21 protein-coding genes are annotated in these 21904 nt (G+C 47.0%); all 21 read left to right on the forward strand.

The annotated features are described in order from the left end of the window. Window positions 1-2 precede the first annotated feature (2 nt). Entirely contained in the window at window positions 3-1970 is a 1968-nt protein-coding gene (locus CTH_RS06375) for a molybdopterin-containing oxidoreductase family protein (protein WP_078665486.1), read from the forward strand. A gap of 57 nt (window positions 1971-2027) precedes the next feature. After that, on the forward strand, window positions 2028-3266 hold the full coding sequence (locus tag CTH_RS06380) for an aspartate aminotransferase family protein (RefSeq protein WP_078665487.1): 1239 nt from the start codon (window positions 2028-2030) through the stop codon (window positions 3264-3266). Further along, window positions 3259-3696, forward strand: coding sequence for a type II toxin-antitoxin system RatA family toxin (locus CTH_RS06385; protein ID WP_078665488.1), 438 nt, complete (start codon window positions 3259-3261; stop codon window positions 3694-3696). Before CTH_RS06380 ends, CTH_RS06385 begins: the two co-directional genes overlap by 8 nt. A 69-nt stretch (window positions 3697-3765) precedes the next feature. Then, window positions 3766-4890: a glycosyltransferase family 4 protein gene (locus CTH_RS06390; protein WP_159071859.1), complete on the forward strand. Its 1125-nt coding sequence runs from the start codon at window positions 3766-3768 to the stop codon at window positions 4888-4890. After that, complete coding sequence (locus tag CTH_RS06395; RefSeq protein WP_078665490.1) at window positions 4887-7076, forward strand: hypothetical protein; 2190 nt, start codon at window positions 4887-4889, stop codon at window positions 7074-7076. Before CTH_RS06390 ends, CTH_RS06395 begins: the two co-directional genes overlap by 4 nt. Continuing rightward, window positions 7073-7837 carry a fumarylacetoacetate hydrolase family protein gene (locus tag CTH_RS06400; RefSeq protein WP_078665491.1) on the forward strand — a complete coding sequence of 255 codons (765 nt, stop codon included), beginning with the start codon at window positions 7073-7075 and terminating at the stop codon, window positions 7835-7837. Before CTH_RS06395 ends, CTH_RS06400 begins: the two co-directional genes overlap by 4 nt. Before the next feature lie 118 nt (window positions 7838-7955). After that, a complete protein-coding gene (gene speD / locus CTH_RS06405) occupies window positions 7956-8339 on the forward strand; it encodes an adenosylmethionine decarboxylase (RefSeq protein WP_078665492.1) in 384 nt (127 codons plus the stop codon). A 168-nt stretch (window positions 8340-8507) separates the two neighbouring features. After that, entirely contained in the window at window positions 8508-9023 is a 516-nt protein-coding gene (locus CTH_RS06410; protein ID WP_242946628.1) for a 4Fe-4S dicluster domain-containing protein, read from the forward strand. After that, on the forward strand, window positions 9023-9883 hold the full coding sequence (locus CTH_RS06415) for a CoB--CoM heterodisulfide reductase iron-sulfur subunit B family protein (RefSeq protein WP_078665493.1): 861 nt from the start codon (window positions 9023-9025) through the stop codon (window positions 9881-9883). Before CTH_RS06410 ends, CTH_RS06415 begins: the two co-directional genes overlap by 1 nt. Window positions 9884-10035: 152 nt before the next feature. Beyond that, complete coding sequence (locus tag CTH_RS06420) at window positions 10036-10734, forward strand: isoprenoid biosynthesis enzyme family protein (protein ID WP_078665494.1); 699 nt, start codon at window positions 10036-10038, stop codon at window positions 10732-10734. Between the two features lie 3 nt (window positions 10735-10737). Continuing rightward, window positions 10738-12192, forward strand: coding sequence for a menaquinone biosynthesis decarboxylase (locus CTH_RS06425; RefSeq protein WP_079906929.1), 1455 nt, complete (start codon window positions 10738-10740; stop codon window positions 12190-12192). After that, window positions 12179-13048 (forward strand): UbiA-like polyprenyltransferase, encoded by an 870-nt coding sequence (locus CTH_RS06430; protein WP_423230532.1) that lies wholly within the window; start codon window positions 12179-12181, stop codon window positions 13046-13048. Before CTH_RS06425 ends, CTH_RS06430 begins: the two co-directional genes overlap by 14 nt. A 10-nt stretch (window positions 13049-13058) precedes the next feature. Then, entirely contained in the window at window positions 13059-13697 is a 639-nt protein-coding gene (locus CTH_RS06435; protein ID WP_078665496.1) for a UbiX family flavin prenyltransferase, read from the forward strand. Further along, entirely contained in the window at window positions 13678-14778 is a 1101-nt protein-coding gene (gene mqnE / locus CTH_RS06440) for an aminofutalosine synthase MqnE (RefSeq protein WP_078665497.1), read from the forward strand. Before CTH_RS06435 ends, mqnE begins: the two co-directional genes overlap by 20 nt. A gap of 2 nt (window positions 14779-14780) precedes the next feature. After that, window positions 14781-15638 (forward strand): menaquinone biosynthetic enzyme MqnA/MqnD family protein, encoded by an 858-nt coding sequence (locus CTH_RS06445; protein WP_078665498.1) that lies wholly within the window; start codon window positions 14781-14783, stop codon window positions 15636-15638. After that, window positions 15628-16695 (forward strand): cyclic dehypoxanthinyl futalosine synthase, encoded by a 1068-nt coding sequence (gene mqnC, locus CTH_RS06450; protein ID WP_078665499.1) that lies wholly within the window; start codon window positions 15628-15630, stop codon window positions 16693-16695. The genes CTH_RS06445 and mqnC overlap by 11 nt, the downstream gene beginning before the upstream one ends. 17 nt (window positions 16696-16712) lie before the next feature. Then, window positions 16713-16892, forward strand: coding sequence for a twin-arginine translocase TatA/TatE family subunit (gene tatA / locus CTH_RS06455; RefSeq protein ID WP_078665500.1), 180 nt, complete (start codon window positions 16713-16715; stop codon window positions 16890-16892). 11 nt (window positions 16893-16903) lie between these two features. Beyond that, the gene (tatC, locus tag CTH_RS06460) at window positions 16904-17647 is read left to right on the forward strand and encodes a twin-arginine translocase subunit TatC (protein ID WP_078665501.1); all 744 of its coding nucleotides are present in this window, start codon (window positions 16904-16906) and stop codon (window positions 17645-17647) included. Between the two features lie 54 nt (window positions 17648-17701). Beyond that, window positions 17702-19105, forward strand: a complete 1404-nt coding sequence (gene selA, locus CTH_RS06465) for an L-seryl-tRNA(Sec) selenium transferase (RefSeq protein ID WP_078665502.1) — start codon at window positions 17702-17704, stop codon at window positions 19103-19105. After that, window positions 19102-21009 (forward strand): selenocysteine-specific translation elongation factor, encoded by a 1908-nt coding sequence (gene selB, locus CTH_RS06470; RefSeq protein WP_107753360.1) that lies wholly within the window; start codon window positions 19102-19104, stop codon window positions 21007-21009. The genes selA and selB overlap by 4 nt, the downstream gene beginning before the upstream one ends. After that, on the forward strand, window positions 21009-21899 hold the full coding sequence (locus tag CTH_RS06475; RefSeq protein WP_079907114.1) for a selenium metabolism-associated LysR family transcriptional regulator: 891 nt from the start codon (window positions 21009-21011) through the stop codon (window positions 21897-21899). The genes selB and CTH_RS06475 overlap by 1 nt, the downstream gene beginning before the upstream one ends. Window positions 21900-21904 lie beyond the last annotated feature (5 nt).

Below are 21904 nucleotides of genomic sequence, written 5' to 3' on the forward strand. Positions count from 1 at the left end.
AGATGGCATGGTATCGTACTACCTGTCCGCTCAACTGTTTTGACAGTTGCGGGATACTGGTGGAGATAATTGATGGCAAAATCAATAATTTTAAAGGGGATCCGGCTCATCCTATTACCAGGGGATTTATCTGTAGCAAAGGGCAAAAGGCTATTAAAAGGCATTTTAGCCCGGACCGCCTTTTGTACCCATTAATAAAATCAAAAAAAGGTTTCGAGAAAATCGACTGGGAGTCCGCTCTTGCCCTCTGGGCAGAAAAAATCGAGCAGGCTCAATCCGATTATGGGCCTACTTCTTTGTTGCATATAAATGATTATGGCCACAATGGGCGCCTGAAAAATCTGGAACACAGATTTTTTCGGGCCTTAGGAGGTTATACTGTACCCACTGGTAGTATGTGCTGGGGCAGTGGTTATCAGGCCCAGAAGGAGGATTTTGGAGCCCTTTATTCCCACCCCTGGCTGGATTGCTGCCAGAGTAGACATATTGTGCTCTGGGGTCGGGACCCGGCTTTTACCAACATTCACCTGATTCCGATTTTAAAAGAGGCTCAGCAAGGTGGAGCCAGGATTGTTGTTATTAATCCTGTCAAAACTTTAACTGCCGATCTGGCTGACCTATTACTTCAACCCAGGCCTGGAACCGATGGCGCTCTGGCATTAGGGGCACTCCATGTTTTACTGTCTGAAGGCTGGTATGATGCTGAATTTGTGGCTCAACGCGTTAATGGTTTTGAAGGACTGGCAAAGGTAGCAGTCAACTGGACACCAGAGCGTACCCAGGAAGTAACAGGGGTACCGGCGGAGCTGGTGCGGGAACTGGCTCGTATTTATGGTAGAGGCCGACCGGTAGCCACTTTTTTTGGTTATGGTTTACAGCGTTATGCCAATGGCGGTCAGACGGTTCGCTATATTGATGCTCTCTGTGGTTTGTCTGGCAATATCGGTATCAGTGGTGGAGGGGCTAATTATGCCCATCAGTACTGGCAGGGGTTGCTGAATGACATTAAAGGGGAAAATATCTTTGCAGAAGTGCGGGAGTTTTCCTTCCCTACCCTGGCCCAGGAGATATTATCTGCTCAGCCCCCTATTCAGGTTATATCAGTAGCCAGGACCAATCCGGTTTGCCAGCTGCCCAATACCAGTGAAGTGCTGAGGGCCTGGCGGCAGGTTCCTTTTAAAGTAGTAATGGATTTGCAATTAACCGATACAGCAGAGCAAGCTGACCTGGTTTTACCGGTAGCCGGATTTCTAGAAACGCCTGATGTGATCGCCACTTCCTGGGGGGATTATATCGGCGCAGTGCCGGCTCTTATCTCACCTCCTGATACTGTAAAAGATGAGGTGGAAATCTGGACAGAACTGGCCCGTCGGCTGAACAAACTCTCTGTTTTTGGTGAAAGAACAGCAATGGAGTGGATTCACTGGTTACTGGAGCCACTCCGGCCTTATGGAATTACCTGGGATAAATTGATTTCCGAAGGTGCCTGTATATGTCCGGTTATGCCGCAGGTAGCCTGGGCGGAGCGGAAATTCGCTACCGCAAATGGCAAGATGAATCTGATTAACGAAGAATGGCAATCTCCCCGGTATTATCAGGATCCGGAGGAATTTCCACTGGTCCTGCTTACTCCCCATCCCAAAGGGCAGTTACACTCCCAGTTCTTTCGGGAAAGAGAGGATGCTCAGGAGGCATCTCTGCCACTGGTAGAGATTAATCCTGCTGAAGCCCAAAAACGGTATGTGCGCAATTACGATCAGGTTATTATTGAGACCGGTTATGGTCAACTGGTAGCCAGGGTTTCCCTGACGGAAAGGGTTCCGACCGGTATAGCCCTTTTGCCCGAAGGCTGGTGGCTCAAGGATGGGGGAGGAGTAAACTGGCTTACCCCCGCTTTCGCTCCTGATTTAGGGGGCGGGATTCCCTATTATGATGTAAAATGTGAAATTCGCAAATGGCATATAGATTAGGAATTTATCACTCCCCTGTCTCATATAGCTGTTAACAGAGACAGGGGGGTATTTTTTATGTCCAGAGTTATTGAGCTTTATGAAAAACATTTGAATCCATCCTTAACCCGCTTACAGCGCTTGCTAGGTTTGGATCTGGTAGAAAAGGCAGCCAGGGGCTGTTGGATTTTTACCGAGGATAACCGGGCCTTTCTGGATTTTCTCGGCGGATATGGAGTTTTTTCTCTTGGTCACTGTCATCCCAGGGTAATAGCAGCTGTTAAAGAACAGATGGAGCGTTTGCCGCTGGGAAGCAAAATGTTCTGTCACGAACCAGCAGCTTTATTGGCAGAAAAAATCTGTGCCACTCTTCCGCCGGTCCTGAACAAAGTCTTCTTTTGTAATTCCGGGGCTGAAGCTATTGAGGGAGCTTTGAAAATAGCCCGGCTGGCAACAGGTAGAAAGAAGATTGTGGCGATGCAAAATGGATTTCATGGTAAGACCCTGGGGGCCTTAAGTGTAACCGGGCGGGATATCTACCGGGAGCCCTGTATGCCTTTACTGCCGGAAGTTTACCATATACCATTTAATGACCTGGCCAGAGCCGTTGAGGTCATTGACAGAAAAACAGCGGCGGTAGTGCTGGAGATAGTCCAGGGCGAAGGGGGAATGAGGGTAGCAGACTTCTGGTATTTGCGGGAACTGGCAAGTCACTGTCGGAGCCAGGGAGCCCTTTTAATCATAGATGAGGTACAGACTGGATTGGGAAGAACTGGAACCTTCTGGGCATTTGAGCAGGCTGGTGTCCTGCCGGATTTGATCACCAGTGCCAAAGCCCTGGGGGGTGGGGTATTACCAGCAGGAGCCATTCTGGCCCGGGAAGAAATCTGGCAGATATTTGAGGAAAATCCTTTAATTCATACTTCGACTTTCGGGGGGAATCCTCTGGCCTGTGTTGCAGGGATAGCCACTCTGCAGGTTATTGAAGAAGAAGGACTGGTAGAGAGCGCGGCAGTATTAGGTCAAAGGTTAAAAACAAACTTGTTACAGTTGACAGCAGGATTTGCACAGATCATTAAAGAGGTAAGGGGCTTGGGGCTAATGCTGGGACTGGAGCTGGTAGATGAAGGGTTTGGGGGGTATCTGATCCAGGCCCTGCTCAACAGGGGAGTACTGGTAGGTACTACTTTAAATAACACCAGGGTTATCAGGCTGGAACCGCCATTAATTATATCCAATGAAGAAATTAATCTCTTCTTGCAGATATTGGAGGAAAGCCTCAATGAGGTGGTAAAGGAGGTGGAAGAAGATGCCTAAGATAAGAGTTTCCAAATGGGTGGCTGCTCCTAAAGCTGTTGTTTTTCCGTTAGCTGCGGCGATGGAGGATTATCCCAAGTTTATGCGCAATGTAAAAGAAGTTAGGATTATCAACCGGGAGCATAACTATGCCATTTCCGCCTGGAAAACAGAAGTAGATGGCAGAATGATTTGCTGGCTGGAAGAAGATCGTTTTTATCCGGAACAGGGGCAGATTGATTATAAGCTCATCAGTGGGGATTTAAAAAAGTTTGAAGGCAGCTGGGTTATTGAAGACAAAGATGGCGGCTCCCTGGTCAGTCTAACTGTGGATTTTGAACTGGGGGTTCCGGCACTGGCACCATTATTAAACCCTATATTAAGTAAAAAAACAAAAGAAAACTGCTTAGCTATGCTGGAGGGAATAGCCGGATATGTGAACCGGCTCTAGTCCCTCTTTTTTCTGCTTTCTTTTTGTGGTATGATTTAGGGCAAGAAAATGGAATGGAGTGTAATAGGAATGAACAGGATTCTCTATGTGGTACGGCCGGTAGCAGGCGGGATGGCTGAACACATCCGCTCCCTAATTCAAGGGCTAGATACAAAATGGGAGATAGTCCTGGCGGGTCCACCACAGCTAAAAATAGAAGGAAAAACAATTACTTATTTGCCCCTGAAAATCTCCGCCAGCCTTAATCCCTGGGCTGATTGGCCGGCGGTTTATCAACTGCGCCGGTATTTACAGGAGAAAAAATTTGATCTTATCCATGCTCATGGAGCTAAAGCCGGTCTGATCAGTCGGCTGGCAGCGATGGGATCAAAAACACCGGTGCTGATCACGGCCCACAATCTGATACTGGCAGGCTCTGTGAAAGGCTGGAAAGGCATGGTTTATAAAGTGCTGGAGCGTGTTCTGGCTGGCAGGACAACTGCGTATATTGCCGTTTCCCGGGCTATTGCCAGGGAATTAGAGCAGCTTGGCGCCAGGCGGGAGCAAATTCATATAATTTATAACGGTATAGATACCAGTTTTTTTTCCCGGTTTCCTTTCACTCCATCTCAAGCCCGAGCAGCACTGGGTATTTCTCAGGAGGCAAAAATAATTGGTTCGGTAGCGCGGTTTGCTCCTCAAAAAGGATTAAATTATTTTGTTGAAATGGCAGAACTTATGGCCAGAGAAAGGGAAGACTTGTTATTTTTGCTGGTAGGGGACGGGCCATTAAAACCCCAGCTGGAGGAACAAGTAAAAATAAGCGGCTTGTCAAAAAGATTTGTGTTTACAGGACATGTTGAAGATATCCGGCCCTATTTAAGGGCAATCGATGTTTTTGTCTTACCTTCGCTTTCGGAGGGGATGGGAATATCCCTGCTGGAGGCGGCAGCGGCTGGCTTACCGATGGTGGCAACTAACGCTGGCGGGATACCGGAAGTAATTACCGATGGCCGGGAGGGCTGGCTGGTACCGGTGGCAGATAGCAGGGCGCTGGCAGCAAAAGTAGGCTGGGTGCTGGATAATTTAAATCTGGCCCAGCAGATAGCATTAGCAGCTAAACAAAAGATTGAAACTCAGTTTTCACTAGCTGGAATGATAAAGGCAACAGAATCAGTTTATCAAAAAATTATAAGTGAGGGGAAAAGAAATTGAGCAAGCGGATTTGGCTTTTTCTTTTGCTTTGTTTGGGCCTGGTTCTAAATCCGACATTGGCTGTATCTGCGGAGAGGCCCAAAGTGGTGGTATTGATTCTGGATCACCTGAGCCTGCAGGACTGGCAAAGCGAAAATTTGCCCAATCTGCAGAAGCTGATGGCGCAAGGAGCGCTGGGATTGATGAATACTCCGGTGGCCCAGGGTTATCCACGTTCAGCTAACAGCACCATGTTGACAATAGGGGCGGGAACCCGACTGGGTACGGATCTGACTACAGAGCTGGCCCTGGATAGTAATGAAACCTGGCTGAATGAGCGAGCTTTTGATTTGTACCGGCAACGAATGGGCTATCACCCTACGGGACAGATATCCGTATTATCAGTTCCCCAGTTACTGAATTTGGCTGCTAAATTACCTTATCTCAATCAACCGGGAGCCCTGGGAGAAACTATACACCGTCAACAATTGCGGACAGCCTTAATCGGTGATCGGGATCGGGATTTGCCTTTTCGACCGGCGGCTTTATTTGCCATGGATGCAAAAGGGCAAATAGATTTTGGGGCTGTGGGGAGCCGGATTACTACCATTGATCCGGAACGGCCTTTTTCTAAAAAAATTGATGTTGCTAAAACTAAAAAAGTTTTAAAACAAGTTTGGAATGTAGCGGATTTAATCATAATTGACTGGGGGGATTTAGGTCGGCTTGAAGCTGCCAGAAACATGATGCTGCCTGAATGGTGGCAGGCCCAGCGCAAACAAGTACTACAAGAAGCTGATAGCTTCCTTGGTCAATTATATCAGCTGTGTGCAGAAGAAAAAGCTTATTTGCTAATAATAAGTCCTACACCATCAGCCAAGGCCCTGGAAGAAGACCGGACAGCTGCCCCTTTGCTGCTAGTTGGGCCGGGGATAAAGCAGGGCTGGCTTTTCAGCCCTACAACCAAGCGCGAGGGGCTGGTAGCCAATATAGATGTGGCTCCTGCTATTTTACAACTCTTGCATCTGGACAAGCCGGAAGTGATGCTGGGACAGGCTTTTAAAGCAACAGGCAATGGCAAGAAGCCGGAGGATTTAATCCGGCAGGAGGAAAGGATGGTTGCGGTGTTCCAGGCTCGGCCACCCCTGGCCCGTGGCTATGCCTTCTGGGAACTGGTTGTTTTGTTGCTAGCACTGGTTTCGGTATTTTTGCATCGGCCACGTCCTAAAACGATGGGGCAAATTCTGCTGGCCTTTGCGGCGGTTCCGGCTGTTTTTCTCCTCTTACCTCTGTTACCGGTCCAGAGTCTTCCGGTTTTATTAGGTGTTACTATTCTGGCCACCTTTGTCTTAACTGTGGTTTTGTTGCCCCTGCGCAAAGTCCATATCTTGTTACCTTTTGCTATGCTTTTTCTATTTACCGTTTCTGTGATTGTAATCGATACTGTCATGGGTAATCCGCTGATGAAACAGAGTGTGCTGGGGTATGACTTTCTGGTAGGTGCCCGTTATTATGGGATTGGCAACGAGTATGAAGGTGTAATTTTGGGGGCAAGCATAGTTGGGGTTGCTATTCTGGCCGAAATCTGGTCAAAACAGCAGCGACTACTGGGCTGGGTGATTGCAGTTGTTTTTGCTGGTATAACGTATTTACTGGCAGCTCCCGGCCTGGGTAGTGATGTGGGTGGAGCTATTGCAGCCGTAGGGGGCTTCATCTGGACCTGGTTACTCTTACAGGGCAAGCAGATAAGATGGCGGCAAATATTCGGTATTGGTCTGGCTACCATCTTGCTTCTAGTCCTGTTCTTTTACTGGGACTGGCAGCGGCCCCCGGAATTGCAGACGCATATGGGGCGAACGATGGCTCTTGTTGTTGACCAGGGCTGGAAGGCCCTCTTTGATATATTCCAGCGCAAACTGGCCATGAATTATAAATTGATCGTTGGCGTCACAGTCTGGGCCCGGGTCTTTTTAGGGGCACTCCTGGTTCTGACCATTCTATTTTATCGGCCGGTTGGGGTGATGAAGAGAATCAGGCAGACATACCCTGTATTGTTCCGCGGTTTAAGCGGGGCGATGGTAGCGGTGCTGCTGGTACTGATAGTAAATGATTCCGGGATCGTTGCAGCCGCTACGGCCATGATTTATTTGTCATCACCCTTACTTTATCTAGTGCTAAATGAACTAAATGGGAGGCGGGGGTTATGAAAAAGTATGGAAAAATCAGGTTGACAAATGGTAAAGTGAGTTATGCTGTCTGGTTAAAGGATGGGCAGATCGGATTGTTGTCTGAACCGCCCTGGGTCAATGACAACAAGATAATCGAGGTAATACCGGATACAGGAGATATCCATTTGCTGGCTCCCTGTAACCCGAGCAAAATCATTTGTGTTGGGCTTAATTATCGCCAGCATGCAGCTGAGCTGGATATGCAATTACCGCCGGAGCCTGTTATTTTCTTAAAACCGCCGTCAGCAGTGATTGGACCTGGTGATATTATACGATATCCTGAGCAAAGTCAACGGGTAGATTATGAGGGGGAACTGGCAGTAGTTATCGGGCATGAGTGTAAGAAAATCGATACTAAAGCCGCCTCCCGGTATATTTTTGGTTACACCTGTGCTAATGATGTTACCGCCAGAGATTTACAACAAAAAGACGGCCAGTGGACCCGGGCCAAGTCTTTCGACACATTTTTGCCCTTAGGACCGTATATTATAAAGGATATCGACTGGCGGGACCGTACCATCAGGACAACCCTGAATGGACAGATTAAACAGGAAGCGAAAACGGATATGTTAATTCATAGCGTTGAAGCCCTGGTGTCATACGTATCACAGGTTATGACTCTTTATCCCGGGGATGTAATCCTGACCGGTACTCCTGAGGGGGTAGGGCCGATGCTGAGGGGGGATGAGGTTTCAGTAGAGATAGAAGGGCTTGGTATATTAATAAACAAAGTTGAATAAAAAATTTTTATTGACATCCGGGGAAAATGTGCTATTATTTAATTTGATTGGATTCCGAAAAGCGCCTGGAGGTGGGATCGGTTTCCAAAAAAATGTTTAAAGGAGGATGAGATGTTAAATGAACGCTTTGGGTCGTCACATCTTGGCTGAAATTTATGGATGCAAATTTGATATTCTGAACGATGTAAAGAAAGTTGAGCAAATTATGGTTCAAGCTGCTCTTGAAGCAGGTGCCGAAGTACGGGAGTTTGTGTTCCATAAATTCAGCCCCCAGGGTGTTAGTGGAGTTGTTGTGATTTCTGAATCCCATTTAGCCATTCATACCTGGCCTGAACTGGGGTATGCGGCAGTAGATGTCTTTACCTGCGGAGAAAAAGTTGATCCCTGGGATGCTTGCAATTATCTGGCTGAGCAATTCGGCGCAGAGCAAGTGGAAGCCAAAGAAACCAAACGAGGGATCATCGATTCCATTCTTCCGCAGAAGGCCGCTGCCAATCTGTAGGAGGGATATTTATTAGTACTGACCGACGACGTCAAAAAGGTTAGTATAAGCCTTGACAGCCTGGAAGAGGTTGCAAGGCTTATATTTTTTTGCTTTTCTGTTTTCAAAAAAGAGGAATTATTCTGACAATGTAGAATTACTTTTTTGATAGAGATGGGAGGGGAGAAGATGGATAAACTGATTCAGGTCGCAAGACAGTGTTATCAATGTGGAAAATGCAGTGCGGGCTGTCCGGTTCAATTTGCCATGGACATACCACCCAACCAGGTTATGCGTTTGTTGCAGAGAGGCCTGGTGGATGAAGTTCTCACTGCCAAATCCATCTGGGTTTGTGCCAGCTGTAATACCTGTACCACCCGTTGTTTGCGGGGCATTGATATCGCTGCCACCATGGATGAATTGAGGAGGCTATCATTAAAAAGAGGTATGGCAAATCGGTTTGGGCGCAATGCCAATATATTCCACGATGTCTTTCTGGGCTCAGTACGGCGTTTTGGCAGGTTGTATGAACTGGGGCTGGCCATCCAGCTAAATTTAAAAACAGGCAACCTGTTTAAGGATGCCCAATACGGCTGGCCTATGTTCAGTAAAGGAAAACTGAAACTTTTCCCTGAATCGATCAATGGTCTGAACCAGATCAATAAAATCTATCAGGCTGCACGCGAGATGGGAGATGATATCTAATGGCCAATTATGCATACTATCCTGGTTGCAGCTTACACGCGACTGCCAGGGATTTTGACCTTTCCACAAAAGCTGTGGCTCAAAAACTGAATATGAGGTTAATCGACATTCCCGACTGGAATTGCTGTGGAGCTTCATCTGCTCATAATAGAGGTCATTTTCTGGCAGCAGCTATTCCAGGCCGGAATCTTTTTCTAGCCCAAAAAGTGGCTGGGGATATTGTTGTCCCTTGTGCTGCCTGTTATCAGCGGTTGCAGACGGCCAGACATGAGCTACAGCATTCTGAAAAGGCAAGAGAAAAAATGGAAGAAATTATGGGCTATTCCTATGATCCGACCATCAAAGTAAAAAATATAATCGAGGCTGTGAGTGAAAATATTGAGAAAGGTCAGTTAGTCCGCAATCTGGCCGGATTGAAGGTTGTTTGCTATTACGGCTGTTTGCTGGTAAAACCCCCTGGTATCACAGGATATGATCATCCGGAAAATCCAATGTCTATGGATAACATACTGGCTTCAATCGGTGCCCAGGTTCTGCCTTACCCTTATAAAACAGAATGCTGCGGCGGTTCACTGCCTTTTTATCAGGAAGGGGTACACGAAAAGTTAATTTATGATATTCTCCGTATTGCCTGGGATGCGGGGGCAGAGGCGATTGTTACCGCATGCCCTCTCTGTATGTCGAACCTGGATATGCGGCAAAAGGAAAGCAAAAAATATGGTGATTTACCGGACATTCCAGTATTTTATTTAACCGAGCTGGTAGGGCTGGCTCTGGGTTGTAAAAGCAATGAGCTCGGACTGGAAAAGCATTTTATAGATCCACTGCCTTTGTTGCAAAGATACAACTTACTTGCATAGCACCTTTAAGAAAGGTTATAATATACGCAAACATTACAAAAGCCCGTTGCAGGGCTTTTTCCTTTGTTTTTAGATTCCTGCCTTCAGGCAGGAAAAGTGGATTTGGCCACGAATATATTAAAGGTTACAAATTTTACTGAGGAGGTTTGTCGATGGCCGCTGAGGTACTGGAAGCTGTTGCAGGTGATTTAGAAGAGGTGGAAAAGATTATTGGACGATATCTTAAGGTTCGTTCCGGCCATCTAACTGATTTTGCCCACCTGGAAGCCGATGGGTATGAACGCTGGCTCCGGCCTGCAGCGGTTTTGTTGATAAGCCGTATTTTCGGGTATAAAGGGCAGAAAGCTCCCGCTTTGGCAGCAGTTGTTCAATTGATTTATCTGGCAGCAAGGATTCATCGACAGGTACCTGATACTCATCCTGCGGGAGAGGAGATAGATCCCCGGGATGGTACCCAGCTGCCGGTTTTAGTAGGGGACTACCTCTATGGACGCTTTTTTACTACCCTTTGTGAGGCTGATTTGCTGGAATTTCTAGGGCCGTTGGCAGACATTATTCGGAAAATAAACGAGGCGGCTGTGCTTCGATTACAGGGCCACCAGCTGGACTGGCCGGAAGAAGAAAAGGAGCTACTGGCCGGGGGCTGCCGACTGGCATCCAGGCTGGCCCGGGTTGATTCCAGCCGGGAAGAGGAAGCCTATCAGCTGGGGTTGGCTCTGGCCCGAAAAGATGAGTGGCAGGCTCTTAAGATTATTGCCAGCTGGCCGGAGTGCCAGGAAAAACAGGATTTAACCTGGTTGATCAACTGGTATTGTAATGCAGAAAACCAATTATTGATGGAAAGGAGATAATCAATGGGTTATCGGGATTTGCGACATTTCATTGAGGCATTAGAACAAAAAGGCTGGCTAAAGAGGATTACCACAGAAGTGGATCCCATTCTGGAAATTACCGAAATTACAGATCGAGTTTCTAAAGCCTATGGACCTGCTCTTTTGTTTGAAAATGTCAAAGGTTCGGACATGCCGGTTCTGATTAATGCTTTCGGAACTTTTGAAAGAATGAACCTGGCTTTAGAAGTAAACAATCTGGATGAAATAGGACAGGAAATTCTTACTTTTTTGCAACCGCCGGAAGTTCCAACTAGCTTTTTCGACAAATTGAAAGCATTGCCGAAAGTTGCTCAAATCGCGAATTTTATGCCTAAAATTGTTAAGACTGGTCCGGTTAAAGAAGTGATTCTTAAAGGGGACGAAATCGATATTACCAAATTCCCCATTCTCAAATGCTGGCCGGGGGATGGGGGGCGGTTTATTACTTTGCCCCTCGTCTTCACCAAAGATCCGGAAACAGGGAAACGCAATGTAGGCATGTACCGAATGCAAGTATATGACGGTCGGACTACCGGTATGCACTGGCATCTACATAAGCATGGTGCTGAGCATTATCGGGCCCACAAGCGCCGTGGGGATCGGAAAATGGAAGTAGCAGTGGCACTGGGGGCTGACCCGGCTACTATTTATGCTGCTACCGCTCCGCTGCCAGCCGGGGTGGATGAGATGTTTTTTGCCGGGTTCCTGCGTAAAGAGCCAGTAGAACTGGTGAAATGCGAAACCGTTGACCTGGAAGTACCTGCCCATGCTGAAATTGTGCTGGAAGGTTATGTTGATCTGGATGAATTGCGCTGGGAAGGACCCTTTGGGGATCATACCGGTTACTATTCTCTGGCTGACTATTATCCGGTCTTCCATATTAATTGTGTTACAATGAGAAAGAAACCCATTTATCCTACTACTATCGTTGGTAAACCACCGATGGAAGATTGTTATCTGGGGAAAGCAACAGAAAGAATCTTTTTGCCCCTCTTGAAACTTCAGTTGCCGGAAATAGTGGATATGAACTTGCCTTTAGAAGGGGTTTTCCATAACTGTGCCATTGTTTCCATTCGCAAAAGCTATCCTGGCCATGCCAAAAAGGTAATGCATGCTCTCTGGGGCATGGGACAAATGATGTTTACCAAACTCATAATCGTTGTGGATGAACATGTTAACCCACACAATGTTTCCGAAGTCATGTGGAAGGTTTTCAATAATATCGATGCCAAAAGGGATGTAGTAATGGTCGAAGGACCCCTTGATATCCTGGACCACGCTTCGCCTCTTCCAAATTACGGAACTAAAATGGGGATCGATGCAACCAAGAAGTGGCCCAGTGAAGGTCATACCAGGGAATGGCCGGATGATATTGAAATGAGCCCGGAAATCAAGGAACTGGTCGACAGGAAGTGGAAGAGTTATGGCATCGACTAATCTGATGGCTAAAGTAAAAATTTTTGCTGAAATGATTAAATTTGAACATACTATTTTCGCTTTACCCTTTGCCTATCTAGGAGCCTTTCTGGCAGTCGGTGGAGCACCGACCTTGAGTCAGTTTCTCTGGATAACCCTGGCCATGGTCGGTGCCCGCACCGCCGCCATGTCTTTAAACCGTATCATAGATCGACACATAGATGCCCGTAATCCCCGCACAGCTACCCGGGCGATTCCTAGAGGTCTGTTATCGGTTGGTGAAGTCTGGGTTTATACGCTCCTTTCTTTTTTGCTAATGGGGTACGCTGCAGCTCAGCTGAATGAGTTGTGTTTTAAGCTTATGCCGATTGCTATTTTCTTTCTGGTCATTTATTCTTATACGAAACGGTTTACCTGGCTTTGTCATTTGGTACTGGGTATAGCCATTGGCCTGGCACCGCTGGGAGCCTGGGTTGCTATTAGAGCTGCTATTGAGTTACCAGGGGTTGTACTTGGCCTGGCGGTTGCCACCTGGATCGCTGGTTTTGATATTATCTACGCCTGTCAGGATTATGAATTTGACCGTACCCATGGCATTTACTCCATTCCTGCCCGGTTTGGCCTTGCTAAAGCGCTGTTAGTCGCCCGTGTCATGCATGCTTTAACGGTTGTATTGCTGGTGTTGACCGGGGTACTGGTGGCAGCCGGATGGATATATTACTTGGGGGTACTTATTACTGTTGGCATACTAATTAAGGAACACTCTCTGGTATCTCCCCGGGATCTTTCTAAACTGGATATCGCTTTTTTCAATATGAATGGTATTATCGCTGTTCTAATGTTTGTTTTTACATTACTGGACCTGTTTCTCAGGTAAGGAGGATTTTATGGGCTCATTCGTAGTCGCAATTACGGGGGCCAGTGGAGCTCCTTATGGGGTAAGGTTGCTCCAGGCTTTGGCTGAACTGGGCTGGGATGTGGATTTGACTATTACCGGTCCGGGTTTTCTGGTACTACAAGATGAACTGGGCTGGCAGCTAGATGCTGACAGTCCCCAGCTCGAGGGAGCAATAAAGGCATATTTAAACTGGCCTCAAAGCAGGCGTCTTACCTACTATCACTGGCAGGATATCAGTGGTCGCCTGGCCAGTGGTTCATATCGTACCCAGGGCATGATTATCATCCCCTGTACCATGTCCACCTTGTCAGGAATTGCTACTGGCCGTTCCAGCAATCTGGTAGAACGGGCGGCAGATGTAATGTTAAAGGAAGGAAGACCACTGGTATTAGTGCCAAGGGAGACGCCATTGAATCAAATTCATCTAGAAAATATGCTGAAATTGTCCCAAATGGGAGTGAAAATAGTACCGGCAATGCCAGCTTTTTATCAACGCCCACAGACAATTGATGATATGGTGAATTTTGTGGTCGGACGTGTGCTGGATATTCTGGGAATAGAACATCAGCTGTACAGACGCTGGTCTGGACAAATTGGAGGGGAAACTGATGCAGGAATTGTTTCGTGATAGTGACCTCTATGATATCGTTGAAAAAGTAGTAAAAGGAGAAAGATTAAGCCGGGAAGATGGGATACGGCTTTATCAATCGAATGACCTGTTAACCATTGGCTACATGGCTGACCTGGTCAGGAAAAGGAAAAATGGTAACAGGGCCTATTTTATTGTCAACCGTCATATTAATCACACCAATATCTGCAAAGTACGTTGCAAATTCTGTGCCTTTGGCAGAGACAAGGATGATCCTAAAGCCTACTTACTGCCCCTGGAGGTTATTGAGGCTAAAGCCAGGGAAGTAGTAGACATGGGAGTAACTGAGGTCCATATTGTTGGCGGTTGCCATCCCGATCTGCGTCTGGAGTATGCCGAAGAAATGCTGCGGAGAGTGCACCGGATTTTACCGGGTGTTCATCTTCAGGCTTTTACCGCCGTTGAAATTGACCATTTTGCTGAACAGGAAGGGATAACGGTTGAAGAGGTCCTGCGTCGCCTGCAGGCGGCTGGACTGGGCTCTTTGCCTGGAGGTGGAGCGGAAATCTTTTCTCCCAGGGTTAGAGAAAAGGTTTGTGAGAAAAAAATCAGTGGGGAACGCTGGCTAGAAGTCCATGCTACCGCCCATAAAATTGGGATGAGGTCAAATGCTACTATGCTCTATGGCCACATCGAAACCATTGAAGAACGGGTAGATCATATGCTGCGCCTGCGGGAAGTTCAAGACCAAACCGGCGGTTTCATGACCTTTATTCCCCTGGCTTTTCATCCCAAACATACTCAGATGGAAAATGTTATTACTACCCGTACCACCGGTTTTGATGACCTTAAAACACTGGCTATCGGCCGGTTATTGCTGGATAACTTTGACCATATCAAGGCTTTCTGGATTATGATCGGCCCGAAAGTTGCCCAGGTTTCACTGGCCTTTGGTGTGGACGATTTGGATGGAACTGTGGTAGAAGAAAGAATTACTCATGATGCAGGAGCGGATACCAGTCAGTCCATGACACGGGCGGAAATAGTCAAGCTGATCAGGGATGCCGGCTTTGTTCCGGTGGAAAGAGATACGCTCTATAATGTAGTCAGGGAGGGTTAAGGTTGGCCAGTTTGCGTTTGGGGCAGGTGGATTTTATCAATTGCCTGCCTGTCTATACGGCAATAAACCAGGAGATTATTACCCTGGAGGCGGAAATCGTTCCCGGCCCACCGGCCCAGTTGAATCGCATGTTTTTACAGGGAGAACTGGATGTTACACCCATTTCATCCATTGAATATGCCCGGCATGCTGACCAGTGTCTGGTTTTACCTGATCTATCCATTGGGGCGGATGGGGAAGTAATGAGCTTATTGCTTTTTTCCCGGATACCTGTTACTGAACTTGATCACAAAGTCATCGCCTTGCCTAACACATCAGCTACTACGATAGCCTTATTAAAAATATTACTGGAGCACTATTACCATATCAGCTGTGACTTCGTCACCATGGAACCGGATTTAACAGCTATGTTATCCCGGGCCGAGGCGGCTCTGTTAATTGGCGACATCGCCATGATTGAACAGCTAAAAGTGAACAGCGGCTATTATGAGGGCATAATAGTTACCGATGTTGGAGCTGTTTGGAAAGAGATGACCGGGGAAAGTATGGTGTATGCTGTCTGGGTGGTAAAAAAGGATTTTGCTGGAGAACACCCCCAGGAAATTGCCCGGCTGGCCAGTGCCCTGCAGGCTAGCTTGCGCTGGGGGCGGGAGCATGAAGACCAGCTGATTGCCCTGGCCCAGGACCGCAGTCCCTGGTTTACTGAAGACTATCTGAGAAGGTATTTTCATACCATCACCCATTCTTTAACAGAGAAAGATATTAGGGCAATGAATGCCTTCTTTGATTATGCTTATAAAACAGGGATACTGGAAGAAAGAGTGAAAATAGAGATCTGGAGGGAAAAAGATGGGCGTTGAACCGATTTTAAAAAAGGCATTGGACGGTGAACGCCTGTCTATGACTGAAGGCGTTGCCTTACTCCAATCCAACGATCTGGTGGCGATTGGCCAGGTTGCTCATCAGATCCGTTTACGCAAACACCCAGAAAACCTGGTGACTTTTGTAATTGATCGTAACATCAATTATACTAATATTTGTAAAGTAAAATGCCGTTTTTGCGCCTTTTACCGTTCGGAAGATGATGCTGATGCTTATGTTTTGTCCTATGAAGAAATCTACCGCAAAATTGAGGAAACACTAGCTGTTGGTGGTACGCAAATTTTGATGCAGGGCGGTATTAACCCCAGTTTGCCTTTTGAATGGTACCTGGATTTGCTCAAAGGCATAAAGGAACGATATAATGTGCATATCCACTCTTTTTCGCCTCCGGAAATCGTACATCTGGCTGAAATCAGTGGGCTGAGTCTAAAGGAAACGATTGCTGCTTTACGGGAGGCTGGCCTGGATTCCATTCCTGGCGGTGGAGCTGAGATTCTGGACAACCGGGTCAGACATTATATCAGTCCCAGAAAAATTACCTGGGAGCAATGGATGGAAGTGATGATTATTGCCCATCAGCTGGGCATGAAAACAACAGCGACTATGATGTTTGGCAGTGTGGAAAGTCCTGAAGAGCGGGTGGCCCATATGGTACGGTTGCGGGAGGTTCAGGACCAAACCGGCGGTTTTACGGCTTTTATACCCTGGAGTTTTCAACCTCTCAATACCGAACTGGGAGGCACTACCGCTGGTGGTTTTGAGTATTTGAAAACCCTGGCAGTCAGTCGTATAATGCTGGATAATTTCCCTAATATCCAGGCTTCCTGGGTAACCCAGGGGTCCAAAATGGCGCAAATTTCCTTGCGCTTTGGAGCCAATGATTTCGGAGGCACCATGCTGGAGGAAAATGTGGTCAGAGCGGCAGGAGTAACCAACAGAGTGCCGATGGACGAGATAATAAGATGCATTAAGGATGCAGGTCATCGTCCTGCCCAGAGAGATACCTTATATCGCATTATCCGCTACTTTGATTAAGGCAAGGAGGGGCAAACATGTTTGGATTTGTAATTGGCTGGCAGGAAGCAATAATTATTCTGGTGATTGTTCTGATCATTTTTGGGCCCGGTAAGTTGCCCAGTATCGGCAAGGCACTGGGAGAAACTGTGCGCAATTTCAGAAAAAGCGCCAGTGAAACAGATACAGACAATGGCACCGAGAAAAAGGAACAATAGGGGTGAGCCCCATGTCTGAAAAGGAAATGTCCCTGCTGGGCCATTTAGAGGAGTTACGCTGGGTTATTATCAAGAGCCTTCTCTCTCTAATTCCTGGTTTTGCTATTGGTTGGTATTACCGGGAAACTATTATGCAAATTCTTTTAAAACCACTACTGGATATTAATCCGAATTTTAAACCGATTGTTCTGAAACCGACAGATGTTTTTTTCGTCTATGTCAAGATTGCTTTTGTAACTGGGATCGTTCTGGCCAGCCCTTATATTATCTATCAGATCTGGTCGTTTATTGAACCAGCTCTGAAGCCTCATGAGAAAAAGATCGTAGGCAGAATTCTTCCTGCGGCCGTACTGCTCTTTTTCACCGGCCTGATTTTTGCTTATTTTACTGTATTTAAAATCGGTACAGTATTTTTCTGGGGTTTTGGTGGGGAAGCAGTTGCACCTATGTATGGTATGCAGGAATACTGGAATTTCACATTGGCATTCCTCTTGCCCTTTGGCCTGGTGTTCGAGCTGCCGATAGTGGTGTCTATTTTGGCCAAACTGGGATTAGTTACTCCGGAATTTCTAAAAAAGAACAGAAAATTTGCCATTTTGCTGATTTTTGTTATTGCTGCTTTTTTAACTCCCGGTCCGGATATTATCTCCCAGCTTTTGATGGCAGCGCCAATGATTATCCTCTATGAAATCAGCATCTGGTTGGCCCGGATCGTAAAACCGATAAATCGTTTTGAGGAAGAAGAAGTGCAATAAGCCCTGAGCTTATTGCGCTTTTCACTAATATTCCAGGAAAGGAGTTTAACTCCGATGTCTGTAAATGAAAAAATGCGGCATTTGCCGGCAGTAGAAAAAGTTATGCAGGCAATTAAACCGGCGGTCAAAGCAAGATTTCCGCGGGAAATTCTGGTAAAAAAAATTCAGGCGGTGATAGAGGCCTATCGCCAGCGAATCAGGAATGAGGAATTAAAAGCGGTACCGGCGATAAGGGAGATCTGCGCTGAGGTGGAAAAGGCCCTATTACGTCTATCCACCCCGCAACTAAAACCGGTAGTAAATGCTACCGGGGTTGTTTTGCATACCAATTTAGGCAGAGCTCCTCTGTCTGACCGGGCAGTGGCGGCAGTGACAGCTGTGGCTCGGGGGTATTGTAATCTGGAAATGGATTTGTCCACCGGGAAACGGGGTTCCCGTTACAGTCATGTTGAGGAGCTGCTCTGTCAGATTACCGGGGCGGAAGCGGCACTGGTTGTCAATAATAATGCAGCTGCAGTTTTGCTGGCTTTATCCGTTCTCGGGGCAGGCAAGGAAGTGATTATTTCCCGCAGTCAACTTGTAGAAATCGGCGGTTCATTTCGTGTTCCTGAGGTAATGGCCCAGTCAGGTTGTATTTTAAAAGAAGTGGGGGCTACCAATAAAACTAAGCTCAGTGATTATGAACAAGCTATAGGTCCTAATACGGGCTTGTTATTGAAAGTACACACCAGTAATTACCGGATAGTAGGTTTCACTCAGGAAGTTGGCCTGGCTGATTTGGTAGAACTGGGTAAACGTTATCAATTGCCGGTAATGGAGGATCTGGGATCCGGATTTTTGGTAGACCTGGCTGCTAGAGGTATCGGTGATGAGCCTACTGTTCAGGCATCAATTGCCGCCGGGGCGGATGTCGTCACTTTTTCAGGGGACAAGCTTTTAGGAGGACCGCAGGCTGGTATTATCGTCGGCAAGAAAAGTCTTCTGGACAAAATGAAAAAACATCCTTTAAACCGGGCTTTGCGAATCGATAAAATGACTGTTGCTGCCCTGCAGGCAACATTGCTGGCTTATCTTGAGCCGGAAGGAGTATGGCAGGAAATACCTACTTTGCGCCTGCTGACCTTAACTGCTGACCAGATACAGGACAGAGCAGAAAGTCTGGCAACTTCTCTTCGTACTGTATTGCATGATAAGGCTGAGGTTCAGGTAGTAGCTGAGGTCAGTGAGGTAGGAGGAGGCGCAATGCCCTTAACTAGTTTGCCTACTTATGCAGTCAGAATAAAGTTTGTACAACGAGACTGTCAACTGATGGCAGAGCGTTTGCGGCAACAGGATAGGCCGATATTGGTACGTATCAAGGATGAGGGGATCCTGCTGGATTTGCGCACTGTTTTACCTGGAGAGGAAAAGATGATTTTATCAGCTTTTACCAGTTTGATGGAGGGAGAGAGCCGATGAAGCGGGTTATTATCGGCACTGCTGGCCATGTTGACCATGGCAAAACTACCCTGGTCAAGGCCCTAACCGGGCATGATACTGACCGGCTGAAAGAGGAAAAAGTACGGGGCATTTCGATTGAACTGGGATTTGCTCCTTTTACCTTACCTTCTGGACAAAGAATCGGCCTGGTGGATGTACCGGGCCATGAGCGCTTTATTAAGAATATGTTAGCCGGAGTTGGTGGCATTGACCTGGTAATGCTGGTTATCGCTGCCGATGAAGGAATTATGCCGCAAACCAGAGAACACCTGGATATTATTAATTTACTTCAGGTTAAGGGCGGCGTTGTGGTGATAACCAAGGCGGACCTGGTAGAAACTGAATGGCTGGATCTTATCCGCGAAGAGGTAGAAGGAGTTTTAAAAGATTCAGTGTTAGCTGGCGCCCCGGTTATTGCTGTTTCAGCAATGACTGGACAGGGAATTCCCGAGTTAATTGCTGTTCTTGAAAAACTGGTTAGTGATATTGAGGAGAGACCTGCGACCGGCCAGGCGCGTTTGCCGATTGACCGGGTCTTTACGATAACAGGCTTTGGCACTGTGGTTACCGGGACTCTGATTAGTGGCCGCCTTCAGATGGGACAGGAAGTTGTACTGTTACCTTCTGGCAAACAAAGTCGAATTCGCAGTTTACAGGTGCATGGTAAAAGGGTGGAAGAGGCGAGAGCGGGCCAGAGAGTAGCCGTTAATTTGCACGGCCTGGAAATAAACGAGGTGGATAAAGGAGAAGTTTTAACCGTTCCTGGCGCCTTCGTCCCCACTTATCGTCTGGATGTGGAACTGGAAGTATTGCCGACTGTTGAAAAGGCATTACAACATGGTCAAAGATTGCGTTTCTATCTTGGAACCAGTGAGGTTTTTTGCCGTTTGCGCTTACTGGATCGAGAAGAATTGGAAGCTGGAACCAGAGCCCCGGTACAGCTGGTACTAGAACAACCTGTGGTAGCAGCCAAAAGAGACCGGTTTATAGTACGTACTTACAGTCCAATGCATACTGTGGCGGGAGGTCAGATTATCGACGCCAATCCGCCCCGTCACAGGAGATACCAGGAAGGACTAAACGAGCAATTGCTGCAAAAACTTAAAGGAGAGCCGGATGAACTATTGTTGAATGTAATGAAATCCACTTCATCCGCCCTGCTTACGTGGGAGGAACTGATTAAAAAGGCACAGCTCTCACAAGAGGAGGGCCAGGCTGCTCAACAAGTTCTTCTAGGCAGAGGAGATGCTCTGGAAATCAGTGTGGAAAAGCAAAAGTATGGAATAGCCCGGGACATTTATCTACTATGGTTGGATACGGTCAAACAGATTTTACAAAAATATCATCAACAGTATCCGCTGCGGCGCGGTTTTTCTAAAGAAGAACTAAGGGGTAAACTGAATCTAAATTTAAGCAACAAAGAGTTTACTGCTTTGCTAAATATGTGGCAGCAGGATGGGGAGCTGCAAATCTTAGAACAAGATGTCGCCTTAAAAGATTTTCAACCAGAAGCAAAGGGTAAATTAGCCGAGGCAGTAGCCCAGGCAGAAACAGCTTTTCTGAAAGGAAAATTTCAGCCTCCGTCCTGGGCTGAAGTGGCGGAGAAATTACCAGTTTCACCCCAGCAGCAGGAGGAAGTGCTACTGTTTTTACAACAACAAGGCAGACTGATAAAAATAAGTGACGATTTATATTTTCACAGCCGGGCCCTAAAGGAAGCAAAGGATATTTTACTGGAACTTCTGGAAAAACATCAGGAAATAACACTGGCCCAGTTTCGGGATGCTTTGAACTCATCGCGCAAATACATGGTTCCCTTAATGGAGTATTTTGATCGGCAGCGAGTGACCAGGAGAATTGGGGATTTGAGGGTGAAATTTTAATGAACTTACGACAACTTGAGACCTTTTGTCTGGTGGTTGAACTGGGGTCATTCACTAGAGCTGCCCGGGTTCTGCATATGACCCAGCCGGCGGTTAGCTTGCAAATCAAAAATCTGGAAGAAGAACTGGGGCTGCCCTTGATCGAGCGCGGAGAAAAACAGCTAATTATTACAGACGGCGGTCATTTGCTTTACCGACAGGCCAAACGCATTCTCAGTGAATGGAATATTTTACAGGATGGGCTGGAGCAACTGAAAGCTTCCCAGACCGGTACAATCCGGCTGGCAGCTTCTACTATTCCCGGGGAGTATTTATTGCCTGTATTGCTGGCTACTTTTCGCAATCACATTCCAGGAGTGTCCCTGGGGCTTAATATTACGGATAGTGAAGCAGTAGGACAGCTTTTACTGGAGCGGGCTGTGCATTTAGGGGTAACAGGTGTAGCTTTGAAAGATCCTTTGCTAGAATGTCAGCCCTGGCGGTCAGATGAGATTTTGCTAATCGTAGGGCCTGAACACCCCTGGTTTGGGGTGCAGGAAATTGAGCCAGGGCGTTTGTGGGAATCTCCCTGGATTTTACGTGAACAGGGGTCTGGAACCAGAAAGGTTGTGGAAACCAGATTACAAACTTTAAATATTGAGTTATCCCAGTTGCCGGTTTTGATGGAATTAGGATCCAGCCGGGCAGTAGTGACTGCTGTTGCTTCCGGTTTAGGTGCAGGCTGGGTAAGCAATTTAGCAGTTGCCGATATGCTTGCTGAAGGGAAAATTGCAGCTGTACGGGTCAAAGGTCTGGACTTGAGCCGCACCTTCTATCTATTGCGCCACCGGCAGGTGTTTCTTCCGCCAATTGCCCAAAAGTTTTATGAGTTCTTGTTAAAACAGGTTTAGCATGA

Origin of the sequence: Carboxydocella thermautotrophica (genome assembly GCA_003054495.1) — a bacterium.
GTDB lineage: Bacteria > Bacillota.